The organism is Corynebacterium sp. ES2794-CONJ1 (assembly GCF_025660615.1).
Lineage (GTDB): Bacteria > Actinomycetota > Actinomycetes > Mycobacteriales > Mycobacteriaceae > Corynebacterium.
This window is the reverse complement of record NZ_JAOTIM010000004.1, coordinates 91343-105818: the sequence shown is the minus strand read 5'-3', so window position 1 is coordinate 105818 and position 14476 is coordinate 91343. Positions and strand designations below refer to the sequence as shown.

At 53.1% G+C, this 14476-nt stretch carries 18 protein-coding genes; 11 read left to right on the top strand and 7 right to left on the bottom strand.

Translation table 11 applies throughout. The features are described from left to right. Window positions 1-21: 21 nt before the first annotated feature. The gene (locus tag N7326_RS06250) at window positions 22-915 is read right to left on the bottom strand and encodes a GNAT family N-acetyltransferase, cg3035/Rv0428c family (protein ID WP_259078767.1); all 894 of its coding nucleotides are present in this window, start codon (window positions 913-915) and stop codon (window positions 22-24) included. Next, window positions 915-1520, bottom strand: a complete 606-nt coding sequence (locus tag N7326_RS06245; RefSeq protein ID WP_259078768.1) for a peptide deformylase — start codon at window positions 1518-1520, stop codon at window positions 915-917. Before N7326_RS06245 ends, N7326_RS06250 begins: the two co-directional genes overlap by 1 nt. A gap of 17 nt (window positions 1521-1537) precedes the next feature. On the opposite strand from N7326_RS06245, the gene N7326_RS06240 reads away from it, so the two are divergent. From N7326_RS06240 to N7326_RS06225, 4 genes are read left to right on the top strand one after another with little or no spacing between them, the layout of a single operon-like run. Further along, entirely contained in the window at window positions 1538-1777 is a 240-nt protein-coding gene (locus tag N7326_RS06240; RefSeq protein ID WP_259078769.1) for a DUF3263 domain-containing protein, read from the top strand. A gap of 12 nt (window positions 1778-1789) precedes the next feature. After that, window positions 1790-2488 carry a LytR C-terminal domain-containing protein gene (locus tag N7326_RS06235; RefSeq protein WP_263088348.1) on the top strand — a complete coding sequence of 233 codons (699 nt, stop codon included), beginning with the start codon at window positions 1790-1792 and terminating at the stop codon, window positions 2486-2488. A 4-nt stretch (window positions 2489-2492) separates the two neighbouring features. Beyond that, window positions 2493-3632, top strand: coding sequence for a glutamate--cysteine ligase (locus N7326_RS06230; RefSeq protein ID WP_259078771.1), 1140 nt, complete (start codon window positions 2493-2495; stop codon window positions 3630-3632). After that, entirely contained in the window at window positions 3633-4016 is a 384-nt protein-coding gene (locus N7326_RS06225; protein WP_259078772.1) for a hypothetical protein, read from the top strand. A 49-nt stretch (window positions 4017-4065) separates the two neighbouring features. Here the strand turns inward: N7326_RS06225 and N7326_RS06220 are convergent, their stop codons facing one another. Continuing rightward, the gene (locus N7326_RS06220) at window positions 4066-5442 is read right to left on the bottom strand and encodes a dipeptidase (protein WP_259078773.1); all 1377 of its coding nucleotides are present in this window, start codon (window positions 5440-5442) and stop codon (window positions 4066-4068) included. 219 nt (window positions 5443-5661) lie between these two features. Here N7326_RS06220 and groL point away from each other — a divergent pair, with 219 nt between their 5' ends. The 4 genes from groL to ppk2 all read left to right on the top strand — a co-directional run bounded on the left by groL (window position 5662) and on the right by ppk2 (window position 9366). Then, window positions 5662-7305 carry a chaperonin GroEL gene (groL, locus tag N7326_RS06215; RefSeq protein WP_259078775.1) on the top strand — a complete coding sequence of 548 codons (1644 nt, stop codon included), beginning with the start codon at window positions 5662-5664 and terminating at the stop codon, window positions 7303-7305. 601 nt (window positions 7306-7906) lie between these two features. Beyond that, complete coding sequence (locus N7326_RS06210; protein ID WP_259078778.1) at window positions 7907-8092, top strand: PorH family porin; 186 nt, start codon at window positions 7907-7909, stop codon at window positions 8090-8092. A 60-nt stretch (window positions 8093-8152) separates the two neighbouring features. After that, the gene (locus N7326_RS06205) at window positions 8153-8320 is read left to right on the top strand and encodes a hypothetical protein (protein WP_259078780.1); all 168 of its coding nucleotides are present in this window, start codon (window positions 8153-8155) and stop codon (window positions 8318-8320) included. A gap of 149 nt (window positions 8321-8469) precedes the next feature. Beyond that, window positions 8470-9366, top strand: coding sequence for a polyphosphate kinase 2 (ppk2, locus tag N7326_RS06200; protein ID WP_259078784.1), 897 nt, complete (start codon window positions 8470-8472; stop codon window positions 9364-9366). Here ppk2 and N7326_RS06195 read toward each other — a convergent pair. The 4 genes from N7326_RS06195 to N7326_RS06180 all read right to left on the bottom strand — a co-directional run bounded on the left by N7326_RS06195 (window position 9363) and on the right by N7326_RS06180 (window position 11397). Continuing rightward, a complete protein-coding gene (locus N7326_RS06195; protein ID WP_259078788.1) occupies window positions 9363-9842 on the bottom strand; it encodes a MarR family winged helix-turn-helix transcriptional regulator in 480 nt (159 codons plus the stop codon). The two genes, ppk2 and N7326_RS06195, sit on opposite strands and share 4 nt — an antisense overlap. A gap of 138 nt (window positions 9843-9980) precedes the next feature. Beyond that, window positions 9981-10121 (bottom strand): hypothetical protein, encoded by a 141-nt coding sequence (locus tag N7326_RS06190; protein WP_259078789.1) that lies wholly within the window; start codon window positions 10119-10121, stop codon window positions 9981-9983. Between the two features lie 417 nt (window positions 10122-10538). Continuing rightward, window positions 10539-10829 carry a rhodanese-like domain-containing protein gene (locus N7326_RS06185; RefSeq protein WP_259158415.1) on the bottom strand — a complete coding sequence of 97 codons (291 nt, stop codon included), beginning with the start codon at window positions 10827-10829 and terminating at the stop codon, window positions 10539-10541. A gap of 94 nt (window positions 10830-10923) precedes the next feature. Continuing rightward, window positions 10924-11397 (bottom strand): inorganic diphosphatase, encoded by a 474-nt coding sequence (locus tag N7326_RS06180; protein ID WP_259078791.1) that lies wholly within the window; start codon window positions 11395-11397, stop codon window positions 10924-10926. Between the two features lie 157 nt (window positions 11398-11554). Between N7326_RS06180 and dacB the strand changes: the two genes are divergently transcribed. The 3 genes from dacB to hpt all read left to right on the top strand — a co-directional run bounded on the left by dacB (window position 11555) and on the right by hpt (window position 14401). Next, window positions 11555-12823 carry a D-alanyl-D-alanine carboxypeptidase/D-alanyl-D-alanine endopeptidase gene (gene dacB, locus N7326_RS06175; RefSeq protein WP_259289492.1) on the top strand — a complete coding sequence of 423 codons (1269 nt, stop codon included), beginning with the start codon at window positions 11555-11557 and terminating at the stop codon, window positions 12821-12823. Between the two features lie 8 nt (window positions 12824-12831). Continuing rightward, the gene (gene tilS, locus N7326_RS06170; RefSeq protein WP_259078796.1) at window positions 12832-13716 is read left to right on the top strand and encodes a tRNA lysidine(34) synthetase TilS; all 885 of its coding nucleotides are present in this window, start codon (window positions 12832-12834) and stop codon (window positions 13714-13716) included. 82 nt (window positions 13717-13798) lie between these two features. Next, window positions 13799-14401, top strand: coding sequence for a hypoxanthine phosphoribosyltransferase (gene hpt, locus N7326_RS06165; protein ID WP_259078801.1), 603 nt, complete (start codon window positions 13799-13801; stop codon window positions 14399-14401). Window positions 14402-14476: the final 75 nt, after the last annotated feature.

The following is a 14476-nucleotide window of genomic DNA, read 5'->3' as shown; positions in this document are numbered from 1 at the left end:
TTCTACGAGGGATATGCGCTGCTAGCCCAAAACTCCCACCCGCGACCGGTGATGCTCATAAAAACCCAGGGATTCGAAGACCGATAGCAGGGCTTCGTAACCTGGGTGCATATAATAATAGGCCGTATGCGCCTGCACGCTCGAGCCCCACGATATGATAGCTGCTATCGCCGCGTCCACCTGGCTTTTAGCTAGGTCGTGTGGCGCTACTTCGGGGAGGAAAATACCCAAATAACCATGGACGACCACCCCAGTGGCACAAAGATCTAGTTCACTGTCCGCCGTTTCGATCCTCACGGTGTGCCGAATAGGCGCAGACTCCTCGGGTGCTGCGCGATCCGCGTTGAGCGGGTGCAGCGATTGTACTAAGGCGATAATCTCTGGTCCGACATCTTTCACCATGCGCTCGGCGGGCCTGCCTATCCGTTCTGGTAGCCACACGCGAGGCGGCACCCCGTGGTGTTGGGAGAAGGCCTGGATGTCCGCCACGGGGACCTCGCCAAAAGCTGCTGACGGGCCAAGGGGGATGGCCGATTCGAAGGCTAAGCCGTGGTGGCTCCCCGCGCGCATGAGCCATTGTCTGTTGGTAGACCAGGTGTGATATTCGCAAGCAACGCTGTGTGCATAAGCTGACTCCAGAGCGCGGATATCTGCATTTCTTACGGTACGTGGGGATAACTTCTTGATAATATGCACTTCCTCCCACGGCACTGTGATGACCGGTTTGGAGGAAATATAACCGCCAACCTTTTGGGGGCGCACCGTGATTGAGTGCCCCTGGTTGATCTCGACGACATGGCCAATGATATCGGTATGCGCTTTTTGAGCCTCTAACTCCGAAGACCCGGCCACAGCACGACGCAAGACGATGCGTTCGCCTACCGCAGGGGAGTCGGACCTAAAGATAAAAGACATTAGTTCTCGTCACATTCCTCGTCGAGATCATCGTGTCCAAAGGGATCGACATCTTCGCCAGGCATCCATGTGGAGCCGGGAGCACCCCAACCCTCAGCCTTGATAGCTTTTTTAGCGGCACGCTTCCAACGCCCGACGAGTACATCGGCGTAGACGAAGCCATCGAGGTGGCCCACTTCGTGTTGGAAACACCGCGCTAGGAAACCAGTGGCCTCCATACTGACCTCTTCGCCCTGTTCGTTAAGACCAGTGACTTTTGCCCATGAGGCGCGGCCAGTAGGAAAGCCCAGACCCGGCAGCGACAGGCATCCCTCATCATCCGACCCATCAGTTTCTGGCATGCCGAGAGGAATATCGGAGGTTTCCAGCACAGGATTGATAAAGCACCCACGGTGGTAGACACCTTGGTCATCGGGGCAGTCGAATACGAAGATGCGTTTATTCACACCGATCTGGTTCGCTGCTAGGCCTACTCCTCGTGCAACCGCCATGGTTTCATACATATCGGCGATTAATTCCTGCAGTTCAGAGACGGGTTCGGTAACAGTTTCCGTGGGAGCGTGCAGGACGGGGGTACCATATATAACGATAGGTCGAACAGTCATGCAATACAGTGTATTACATGGATGAGGCACGTAATCTACTTGCTTTCGAGCAACAAGCACCGCGGAGTCTTGGGGCCAAAGAAGAAGCGATTAGAAAGCAATTGGGAATGAGCCCGATTAGGTATTATCAACTTTTGAATAAAATTATTGATCAGCCAGCCATGATGCAAGAATATCCACTCCTGACTGCGCGCCTGCGCAGGTTAAGGGATACTAGGGATGAAGAGAGATTCAAGCGTTCAGGTACAACGAGTTAGGATATGAATGTGATGGACAAAGAGACCAGTCAGACGCTTCCCCTGCGCGGAATGGCCATGATTTTGATTGCAGTGGCACTTCTCCTCGCATCGTGGGGAGTATTCCAGCTCAATCGCTCGGATTCTTTAGATAACTGGGCAGCTCCATACCCCGTCGCGGACACCGATAAGACTGCCGGGAAACCCGTAGCCCGAAAGGAAACAACCACCCCTGCTCCAGTAAAAAAGACTGACACGTCTTACAAGGAGAAGTCTGAGGCAACCCCAGCCCCGGTTCCTTGGGCTGAAAATATAGGAGAGGCTGCACCAGCAACCCCAGCCCCGGCCACCCCACGGGGTGGGACTGCTGGAGCCGTGGACCCCGGAACCCCAGCTGCTCCTCCAGCAGCACCAGCGCCCGCAGCTCCTGCACCGGCGCCCGCTCCAGCCGCGCCAGTAAATGTGTTGAATAACTCTCTCATACCAGGGTTGGCGGGCCGTGTGGAAATACGAGTCAATGACGTTGGATTCAAAGTTGGTGAAGTGGGAAATCTTCCCGAGAGCCAGCTCGTAGCCCCGCAGAATACGGTTTACTACACCGACAATGAGGCCGGAGCCCGCGAGCTTGCTCAAAAGCTGGGTGCTAACGCGGCACCTGCTCCCGCTGATCTACCTCAAGAATACAAGGATCCTGGTTCGCTCACTGTGGTCCTGACTCAGGAAATACGCTAGGTATATGCAGCAACGTTTCAATGCCTCGGCGCACCCCACTCTCGGGGTCGAATGGGAGCTTGCTCTCATGGATCCACAGACCTACCAGCTGGTGCCTATAGCTGAAGAAATCGCCGAGCAGGCTCGTGAGCGCTGTACCGACGTTCGTTTCGAGCTGGAATACCTCCAAAATACGGTCGAGATTGTCACGCCCGTTTGCCAAACCGTTGGTGAGGCCGTGAACTATCTGGATGTAGGTCTGCGTGCGGTGCGTGAAGCCGCTACCGAGCGGGGGCTCGAATTGTGGGCTGCTGGCTCACACCCCATCGCTCACTATTTAGATCAGGAAGTAAGTACCAAGGGCCGTTACGGCGAGATGGTGGAATACACCCAATTCTGGGGCAAACAGATGCTTATCTGGGGTCTCCACGTACATGTGGGAATATCCGATAAGGAGCGCGTGTGGCCCATTATTAACGCGCTCATGACTAAGTACTCTCATCTTTTGGCGCTTACTGCATCGAGTCCAGGGTGGGAAGGCTGCGATACTGGTTATGCGTCCAATCGCACCATGTTATATCAGCAACTACCAACTGCAGGTCTGCCCTATCAGTTTGCTAACTGGTCGGAATGGGAACTGTTTATGAACGACCAAGAGCGGGCTGGGGTAACTGAATTAACCGGTACCATGCATCTTGATATCCGTCCCTCGGGTAAATGGGGGACCATTGAGATTCGGGCGTGCGATGCCCCTACTAATTTCCCTGAGTTGGCTGCAACCGTGGCTTTAGCGCACTGCCTCGTCGTGCACTTCGACCGCATGATTGAGCGCGGCGAGACCTTACCTTCTCTGAAGTCGTGGCAGGTGGCAGACAATAAATGGCGTGCTGCGCGTTTCGGCTTAGAGGCCGAGTTGATCGTTGATGAAGACGCCTCAGTACGCCCAGTGACCGAGGAATTAGAAGCCCTAGTGACGGAGCTGTTACCACTGGCTCGTGAGTTACAGTGTGACCAAGAGCTGCTAGGGATCCGCACGATCATAGCGACGGGAGCTTCTTATCAACGCCAACGAAAGCTCTACCAACGCACCGGTTCCTGGGATGCGGCGATGGATATGGTCGTAGCCGAATTACACCAACCGCACCAATCACCAAAACCGGTCTAAATGTTTCTCCTCCTGCACGATCCACGTGAGCGACCAGATATTTTTACTGATCTGGTACAAAAGCTGCACCCTATCAAAATCGCTCCCATTAGCCCTGGCCCCCTACGCGAACAAGCCCGCGCGGTCGAGCGTTTCTTGGATAAACACGAAGTGCGCGGAGAGATCCATATAGTAGCCCGCGGCTTGAGCGGATTTTTAGCTCAGCTTTTGAAGGAGCGCTCCCCGGAGCGCTTCCGGGAGTTATATATCTATCATTACCCGTCTCAGCTCTTAAAACTGCCGAGGTTTATATTCCGCGACAAGGCTGTGATTCCTACCCAAATTGCTTTCCACCAGGTCAACGATGACGCTGAGTTGCTCGCGCTGCTAAGTTCGAACTCCTAAGAGCAAACGAAAGAGGCCTTGAAGAGAGTGGCTCTTCAAGGCCTTTATCCTAATTCTTCCCGTAGCTTAGGAGGAAACTTGCTTCGGCGATCGCAATATCGCGAATTTCATTGGGATCGACTGATTCATTGGGGGAGTGGATGGTGCACAGCGGCTCTTCTACACCGAAGAGTGTGAGCTCGGCATGGGGGTTAATCTCCATGAGTTCCGTACATAGCGGAATGGAGCCACCCGAGCCGATATAGCTGACTTTCCGATCTCCGTAGGCGCCAGAGAGAGCTTGGCTGAATTCCTTAACTGCGGGCCCGTCGACCGACGCGGAGAACGGCTGGTTGATATCACTGATTTCCACGTCAAGGTGGACTCCCCACGGAGCGTGCGCGCGGGCATGAGCAGCTACGGCTTCGGCCACGTCGTGAGCGTCGAGTCCCGGGGGCACACGAAGATTCAGGCGCGCGGCGGCAGTAGCAGGTACAGCATTAACGGCCTCAGCTACCTCCGTGGAGCTGAATCCGGTCACTGAAATTGCAGGGCGCGCCCACACCATATCGGCTGGGTTGTCGTCCTCGGTGCCCATGACCTCAAGGCCCTCAAGGAGGCCCGCATCGGAGCGGAAAGTATCTTTATCATAGCTAGCGCCTGACCATGTGGCGGTACAGTCCACACCATCAATCGTGGTGCGCCCAAACTCATCGCGGAAGGAATCAATAATTCTGATCAATGCAGCGGTGGCATCTGGGGCGGCACCGCCGAAAGAGCCGGAGTGGACGGGAGTTTTCAGAGTATCCACCCGTAGATCGATCTGGCCACCGCCGCGAAGTGAGGTAGTCAATGTCGGTTCACCAACGCTGGCATTACCTGAATCGGCAATGAGGATCACGTCGGAAGTGACGAGGTCGGGGCGTTCGCTTAAGAGAGCTGAAAGCTCAGCACCACCTTGCTCCTCTGACCCTTCAAGCAAAACGATCAGACCCGCGTTGGTCCCACCGAATTCCCGGACGGCGCGTAGCGCGGCCAAATGCATGGCTATATTGCCTTTGCAGTCCGCGGCGCCGCGAGCATACCAGCGGCCATCCCGGTCGGTGAGGGAGAAAGGATCCGAGTCCCAGTGTTCCCGATTACCGGCTGGGACAATATCGTAGTGGCTGTAGAGCAGCACGGTAGGCGCACCATCGTGCGCCTCCTTGGTGCCAATAAATATGGGGGAGTGCGTTTCCTCTTTATAGGCGGTGACTTCCAAGCCGAGGGATTCCAATTGTTCGCGCACCCATTGGCCGGCGTGGGCGTGATCGGCAGCTAGATCGGTGATGCCGTGGACGGAATTGAAAGAGGTGAGGGCTTTGAGGTCAGCCCAGATGAGTTCGCGTTGACCTTCAATATAGGTGCGAACGCGTGCAATGGTGGATTTTTCTATCATGGGGGTCATTCTAGTCACTCGCCGGATGAAAGGTACGTACCTTCCATCCGGCGCTTATCCGTGTAGGAGTATAGATATGAGTCGATTGGACTTAACTTGGACTTCGCTGCGAGCGAATTTTCTTGCACTCGTGGTAGTTTGACTGCTAGAACGTAATTAGCACTTAGCTACCACGAGTGCTAGATAAAGGTTCGAAAAACGTAAGCGTTTCTAAGGAGAACAAGCACTATGGCAAAGATTATTGCCTTCAATGAAGAAGCCCGTCGCGGCCTTGAAAAGGGTCTCAATACCCTCGCTGATGCTGTCAAGGTTACCTTGGGGCCCAAGGGCCGCAATGTCGTGCTCGAGAAGAGCTGGGGTGCCCCTACCATCACCAACGATGGTGTCTCCATTGCTCGTGAGATCGAGCTCGAAGATCCCTATGAGAAAATCGGCGCTGAGCTCGTTAAAGAAGTAGCTAAGAAGACTGACGACGTCGCTGGCGACGGCACCACCACTGCCACCGTGCTGGCCCAGGCCCTGGTGCGCGAAGGTCTGCGCAATGTTGCAGCTGGATCCAACCCCATGGGTATTAAGCGCGGCATCGAGAAGGCCGTCGATGCGGTGACCAAGAAACTGTTGGAGAACGCCAAGGAAGTAGAGACCGAAGAGCAGATCGCTGCTACCGCTGGTATCTCCGCTGCTGATCCTGCAATTGGTGCCCAGATCGCTAAGGCAATGTACGCAGTGGGCGGCGGCAAGCTCAACAAAGAATCGGTTATCACTGTTGAAGAGTCCAATACCTTCGGTGTGGACCTAGAAGTAACCGAGGGTATGCGCTTTGATAAGGGCTATATCTCCGGATATTTTGCTACTGATATGGAGCGCTTGGAAGCAGTATTGGAGGACCCATATATCTTGTTGGTATCTGGCAAGATCTCCAATATTAAGGATCTTCTCCCCTTGCTGGAAAAGGTTATGGGCGCCAGCAAGCCACTGCTGATCATTGCAGAGGACGTCGAGGGTGAGGCTCTCCAGACCCTCGTGGTCAATAAGATTCGCGGTACCTTCAAGTCGGTAGCCGTCAAGGCCCCCGGCTTCGGCGATCGCAGGAAGGCCAACCTGCAAGATATGGCTATTCTCACCGGTGGTCAGGTTATCGCTGAAGAGGTGGGTCTGTCCCTCGAAACCGCTGATCTGCCGCTGTTGGGTCGCGCACGCAAGGTGGTAGTTACCAAGGACGAGACCACCATTATTGAGGGCGCTGGTTCTGCGGAGCAGATCGAAGGCCGGGTCAACCAAATCCGCGCTGAGATTGAGAACTCCGACTCCGAATATGATCGTGAGAAGTTGCAGGAGCGTTTGGCTAAGCTCGCTGGTGGCGTGGCTGTTATTAAGGTTGGCGCTGCTACCGAGGTTGAGCTGAAGGAGCGCAAGCACCGCATTGAGGATGCCGTTCGCAATGCGAAGGCAGCCGTCGAAGAAGGTATCGTTGCCGGTGGCGGCGTAGCCTTGCTGCAGGCAGCGCATGTTCTCGATGCTGATATGGGCCTCGAGGGCGATGAAGCTACAGGTGTGAAGATTGTGCGTGAGGCGCTTTCTTCTCCGCTCAAGCAAATCGCCCACAATGCCGGCTTAGAGCCAGGTGTGGTGGCTGATAAGGTTGCTGGTCTACCTTCCGGTCAGGGTCTGAACGCTGCTACCGGTGAATACGTTGACCTCATGGAAGCCGGTATTAACGATCCGGTAAAGGTAACCCGTTCCGCACTGCAGAATGCTGCTTCTATCGCAGCACTCTTCCTCACCACTGAGGCTGTGGTGGCGGATAAGCCTGAGCCTGCTGGTGCGCCTGCAATGCCAGGTGCCGATGAGATGGGTGGCATGGGCTTCTAAGTTCTAGAAAGCTCTTTTGACGCCGTAGGGGTTGACTCTACGGCGTCTTTTTGTGCTGTCAAACCCCAAGGAATGCACTCGTGTAGTGCTCTTAGATTTCGCATCTCTTGCAGTTAAGGGTAAGGCAGGTGCTAGACGCCGGCAATTTCCCCCTATTGTCCCAGCAATCTGCTCATATTCTCGGCGACGTGATGGAGCTAGTGTGGAACGTCTAGCTGGGATATTGCACCCCCGCTAAGGGGTATTGGAGAATAATATTCATACTAATTTTTCGCGGTGAGCCACAGTGTGGAGCGTTATCGTGGCCAGCATCTTCTGCGTTACGGTTGGGGGAGTAAATCTTTATAATCATTGCGTGAGTAAACCTTATAAACCCAGTTGAGACCCAATATGTTCGGGTCGATAAAGTTTTAGCCTAATCGGTGAGACGTAGGTGAACCTACCGAGATCTTTGCAGGCTGGATAAACTTTATGACCAACTTGATTTGTAGATTGCTCATCCTGTGGCACAATAGTTTCAGAGACACCGCTTCATCAGGGGTGTACGACATATCCGCTTCACAAACTGACTCACGGTCAGTTTCAACACAAGGAGATTTTCATGGATGTTTCTATGATCGTCGATCAGTTCAACAACTTCAAGAAGTTCGTCGAAGCCCTCGGTAACCTCTTCAAGGATTTCCCAGGCTTCCTCAAGAGCCTCGGTTCTTTCTTCTACAACATCGAGAGCCTCGCTGGTGAGACCAAGGGCTACTTCGAGGTTCCTACCAAGGCTGCTGCTGAATAGTAGCTAGGCATCCTGCCTCATAAATAAATCTTTCACCTCTCAAAATTTCAGGAGAATTAAATGAACAAGAGCGAAGCATCAGTAAAGGCATACGAAGGTTTCACCGAGGCCATCACGCAGTGGACCGGCCTTTCCAACGAAGGCCTCATCGGTGGCCTCATCGACATCTTCTTGGCTCTCGCTAAGCACCTCGGTCGCGTTAGCGATCTGCTCAGCTTCCTCAAGTAAGCTGAATGGGCTGACTTATAGAGCAGCTAATATCTTTAAATAAAAGAAGTCCGCATTCGTGAGAATGCGGACTTCTTTTATGCGTATATTATCGATTATCAGGCTAGTAATCATGGGCAATATTTGAGCGTGCGGGGTATGCTTTGTATATGGCTGATAACGATAATGACCTGCCCGTCATCGACCTCGCTGCCACCGAGGGTTATATCGTTGACGATACCGATGAGGATGATCCGGTCCTCCTAGCACCGGATGGAACACCCGTTGATACGTGGCGTCAAGGTTATCCCTATTCCGAGCGTCTTACCCGCGAAGAATACGAACATGAAAAGCGCCAATTACAGATTGAGCTCCTCAAATGGCAGAACTGGACCAAGGATACGGGTCAGCGCCATATCATTCTTTTTGAGGGGCGGGATGCCGCCGGCAAGGGTGGAACCATTAAGCGCTTTAACGAGCATCTCAATCCCCGTGGTGCACGCACGGTGGCCCTAGAGAAGCCATCCCCGAGGGAATCGACCTCCTGGTATTTCCAACGGTATATTGAGCACTTTCCTAGTGCCGGCGAGATCGTCTTTTTTGACCGTTCGTGGTACAACCGCTCGGGAGTAGAACGCGTCATGGGGTTTTGTACCGAGTCGCAGCACGCAGAATTTCTGCGCGAAGTTCCAATGCTGGAAAATATGATTCTCGGCTCTGGCATATCACTAACGAAGTTTTGGTTCTCCGTATCACAAAAAGAGCAGCGCACGCGCTTCGCTATTCGCCAAGTTGACCCCGTGCGTCAATGGAAGCTCTCGCCTATGGATCTCGCTTCCTTAGATCGCTGGGACGACTATACCCAAGCGAAGGAAGAGCAGTTTAGGTATACCGACACCGATGAGTCCCCATGGATTACTATTCGCTCGAATGACAAGAAGCGGGCTCGCTTAAACGCCATGCGTTATATCTTGAGCAAATTTGAATATACCAACAAGGATTATGACGTGGTTGGTGAACCAGACCCCCTGATCGTTATGCGGGGGCGAGATCGCATTGGCGACTAATGAAGACTGTTCTCATCCAGAGTGCTCTGTGCGTCGCTGAGCTCAGCATCAATGATGGCGTGGGCCAGGCGCCGCAAGTGCTTTAACTGCTTATGTGTGGACTCATACAAAGCGGTGTGTTCGGCCTGACTAACAATGGTGGCCAATTCTTCTTGGGCTTTACGACCTTTTTTCGTCGCCCTAACAATTTGGCGGCGGCGATCCTTTGCGTCTCGTTCTCTTTTGACCCACTTCTTCTTTTCCAGGGCATCGATGAGACGAACCATATCGGAAGCATCTACTGCTAGTAACTCACACAGCGCGGTCTGACTGGTGGCATTGGTGTTCATCAAACACGAAAGGACCCAAAACTCGCGTAGGCTTACTTCTTTGTCCACGAGGCCGGCTTCGATGATATCGCGAGTGCGTCGACGCAGTCGTTCCAGCTGGAACGAGGGTGACTCGAGCAGCGCGGTGGGGATTTCGAATGTGGGCATGACACCTATCATACTGTGAGCATGCTGGGAGTGTTGCTATTTTTTAGCCTAATACTATATGTGGATACTATTGACCGGTCAGTGGACGAAAAAAGCCCCAGATAAAACTATGTTTTATCTGGGGCTTAACTTTTTAAATTAGAACATATGCTGCATGGTGGCAGCAGAGGTGGCCATCGTATTGTGAATGCTTGGAGCCGAACCCTCGTCATCAGAGTGCGAGGATACAAATGGAAGGCCGGATATCAAGTTTGCGAGGAATCCGTTGCCGTTGCTCATGATTTTTTAACTCATTCCTTCGAGTATTAAGAGTAGTTTTTGTTTTCCCGGCCGCAGCCTTTCTGCTGCCGTTAAGACCTATAGTGCACCTTCTGTGGAGGGAAAGCAAGGGCAAAACAAAACTAATCGGAAGGGGTGCCATTGAGCGTGTGCGGCTAGGGCACAAGAACGGAATAAATTCCACCCTTGCATAATTTTTCAGCTAAAACACCTGTTGGTATCTAATAGTATGAAGAAATATGGGTTACTGACTACTTGATTAGTGTGATAATAGTCAAAGGATAGGCCAGTGTGATTTTCATAACAGCGTTGAGACTTGGGCGTTGATATGCCCGATATATGTCCGAATGTCTGTTTTTCCAACAAAAAACCTGAGCCACGCGGGGCTCAGGTCCTAGTAGGTAACTGTAGCGAAGATTAAGATGCGATATCCAGTCCGGCGGCAAGCCATGCGTCTGTGCCACCAGCGATATTGATAACATCGAATCCTTGTGCTTCTAAGAATGCACCCACCCGAGCGGACCGTCCGCCGGCCTTGCAGATCACATAAACCTCACTTGTTTTATCGATCTCCTCACATCGCTCCTTAATCGCAGACATAGGAATATTCACCGCGCCTCGGGCGCGGACTTCCGCAAATTCATCGGCCTCGCGGACGTCGATAAGCTGGCAGTTCTGAGGGACTTCCCTCACGGTAATTTCACGCATAATTTGATGCTACCTCCTTTACCAAGCACGAGGGGCCCTATCCCTTCGGAGTCGAAGAGATAAGGCCCCTTAGTGCAAGCCTTATGAGGTGAGATTATTTGAAGCGCTCGATAGCTTCGTGATGGATTTTCTCGGCCTCAGCTTTATTGCCCCAACCAGAACCAGTGACGTCTTTATTAGGCTCCAGATCCTTATAGTGCACAAAGAAGTGCTCGATCTCATCCTTCAGCGAGGTGCTCACATCGTCAATATCTTGAATGTGGGCCCAGCGGGGATCATCGATTACGCACAGCAACTTGTCGTCGCCACCAGCTTCGTCGGTCATCTTAAATACGCCTACGGGGCGGGCAGTAACGATAACGCCAGGGAATACCGGCTCAGGGAGGATTACTAGGGCGTCAAGAGGATCGCCGTCCTCGCCCAGCGTGTGGTCAATAAAGCCATAATCTAGTGGGTAGGCCATAGGGGTAAATAGGTAGCGGTCGAGGTAGACCTTGCCGGTCTCGTGGTCGACTTCGTATTTATTACGCGATCCCTTAGGAATCTCGATGGTTACTTCCACGCTCATAGAGTTCTCCACTCCTTATGTAAAGACCTTAGTCTCAACGAATATGACAACGACCGATATTCTACCCCACGCCTGAGCATCAGGGTGGCAGGCGACGGTTCAGTGAGCACAACAAATCTACCCGATGTCACAGCCAGTGGACTATATTTGAGAACAAATGAAAAAAGCACAATGGTGGATCGCAACAATAACAGCAACCGTGGTAGTGGGAGCAACCGCTGGTACGGCAGTCATCGTCAACGAGCGCAATAAGCTTTACTATGACGCCCCCACGCACGCCAATCCTTTAGAAAACCCTAAAGTTATCCCCATCTCAGCCCTAAGTGACTCCACATACGACCCAGCGAAGCTGCGCCTTGTCGATAGATTCCTCAACGATCCTCGCTTGGGTACAGCCAGTTTCAAGGTGCGTAATACAGCAACAGGTGATGTAGTTGTGGATAAAAACGCTGCTTTGGCTCTCAAACCTGCGTCCACCGCGAAGATGCTCACCGCGGCGGCAGCTCTTATCGCACTCGGACCGGAGAAAACAATCAGCACCTCCGTAGTAGCCCAAGACCAACATACCGCGGTCATCAAAGGAGCGGGTGATGTTAGTTTAAGGGCTGCAGACTTGGATGAGATGGCCCAAGCGATTACCTCACAGTTGCCTGAGGTGCGGGCCATCTTGGTGGATAATTCCGCCTTTAGAGCACCAGAATTCATGCCAGGCTGGGATCCAAGGGATATTGATGGCGGATTTGTAGCCCCCATCCAATCGGTCATGATCAATGAAGGGCGATTAGGGGCAGAAAGTGGCTACGTACCGAGGAGTCACACTCCTGCGCTCGACGTAGCCCAAGAAGTGGCCGCCCGGGTAGGGGTGGACACCTTTGGCCTAACCACGCTAACAAACGTCGACACTCTGCCGGAGATTTTCCGCCACGAGTCCGCGCCCCTAGAGCAACGTCTCGAGAGAATGATGGAGGATTCGGATAATGTCATGGCTGAAGCCATTGCCCGAGAAATCGATCCTGTAAGGCCAGTGGAAAAGACCCAAGAGGTCCTCGCGCCTTATTTCAATCTGGACGGTATAAGGCTCGTAGACAATTCGGGGCTATCGGTGGATAACCGCATTCCGAGTGCGCTGCTTGAGGATATCGTCTTCCGTGCCGCCACGGATTTGGAACAATTACGGCCCCTACTATCTACCCTCCCCGTCGCCGGTGGGACCGGCACCCTCGCGACGCGCTATGAGAATTTAGCCGGGCGGGGATGGGTACGTGCTAAAACAGGTACGCTCGATCACGTTGCCTCCCTGGCGGGGATCGTTCAGGGTGCATCAAATACCGTGTACTCTTTCGCCATTATTGGCAATGATATCGACGTATTAGAAGGACGCCTCGCCATGGATGAGCTGTTGAGCGATCTGCGGGCGCAAGGATAGCCCAGATTGTGTCTACGCCCTTTTGGCCTGATAAGAGTCCCCATTTTCTGCTCTGCCGCAAAGCGGTGCGACCCTTTAAAGATCTCAAGCCCGTCATCGGATTATCGGGTGGTGCAGATAGTCTGGCACTAGTAGCTGCGGCGGCAGCGGAGGGAGTAGCAGCAAGAGCCATCTGCATCGATCACGGTCTGCAGCTCAATTCCGATACTCAAGCTGCCCGCGCCGCCACCCAAGCTGAAGCCCTGGGCATCCCCGCGGAGGTGCGCCGTGTCGTTGTTGCACCCGGAAATATTGAAGCCCAAGCCCGAGCCGCGCGTTATCAGGCTCTAAGAGAATACGGCACCGAAATTTGGGTGGCCCACACCGCCAACGACCAAGCCGAAACTCTGCTGATGGCACTGATTCGTGGACATGCCTCCGGAATGCTCCCTGACGGAGAGGTACGCCGGCCCTTCTTAAGTCTGCGTCGAGAAGAAACCGAAGGGGCCTGTCGCGAACTGGGGTTGGAGTATTGGGAAGACCCGATGAACCACGACTCAACATTATTACGTACCCGGTTGCGCTATCAGCTGCTGCCGCTATTTAAAGATCTTGCAGGCGATCGAGTGATTGACAATCTCGCTCACGCTGCACACCACGTGGCTGTGAACCACGAGTTTATTCGTCAGCAGGCGGTTGTGACCACAGATATTTCCACGCTGCAAAATTTGGCTACCCCAGTGCGCCTCGCTAGCATTCGGGGCTTGGTTTATGAATATGGAGGCACCGTCAATGCCACAACTGTGGAGGCTATAAACGCCCTCATCATGCGCTGGCATGGTCAAGGGGCGGTTGCGTGCGGTGCAATCCAGATTCGCCGGCGCGGCGCTGATCTGATTATCGAGCACGTATAAAAGAATGGAATACTCACGCTAAACGTGGCACACTTTGTAAAGGTAGTATCGCCTTTTATTTGCAGAATGTAGGAAAGTGTCTATGCAACTGATCAAGGACTTTAACGTCCCAGCTCACCGCTATGGTGCCGATGTCGAAGCGGTGTTAATCAGCGAAGAACAGCTGAAAACTCGAATCCAAGAGATGGCCGATAAAGTCTCAGAGCACTACCGAGATAGTGACCAAGATATCGTCCTGATTTGCGTGCTCAAAGGTGCCGTTTTTTTCCTTACCGACTTCGCTCGGGCGCTCTCAATTCCCGCTCAGTGTGAATTTATGGCGGTGTCCTCTTATGGAAATTCCACCACATCCTCCGGAGTGGTGCGCATCTTAAAAGATCTAGACCGCAATATAGAAGGCCGCGATGTAGTGATCGTCGAGGACATCATTGACTCCGGGCTGACCCTTAAATGGCTGCTGCGCAATCTGAATAATCGCAAGCCTAAATCCCTCGAAGTAGTCACCCTGCTGCGCAAGCCCGAAGCTGTGAAGGTCGATATTTCGCTTTTCGACGTTGGCTTCGATATACCCAATGAGTTTGTTATCGGATACGGCCTCGATTTTGCTGAGCGCTATCGAGATCTACCCTATGTGGGCACCTTGCAGCCTCGACTATTCCCCGATAACGGTGGCGATCAGTCCTAAAACTTCCCTGTCAAAAGGGCATACTGGGTACCCACGCCTGTTAAACGTTCCCAAAGGGAATTTCGCTCAGGGGAG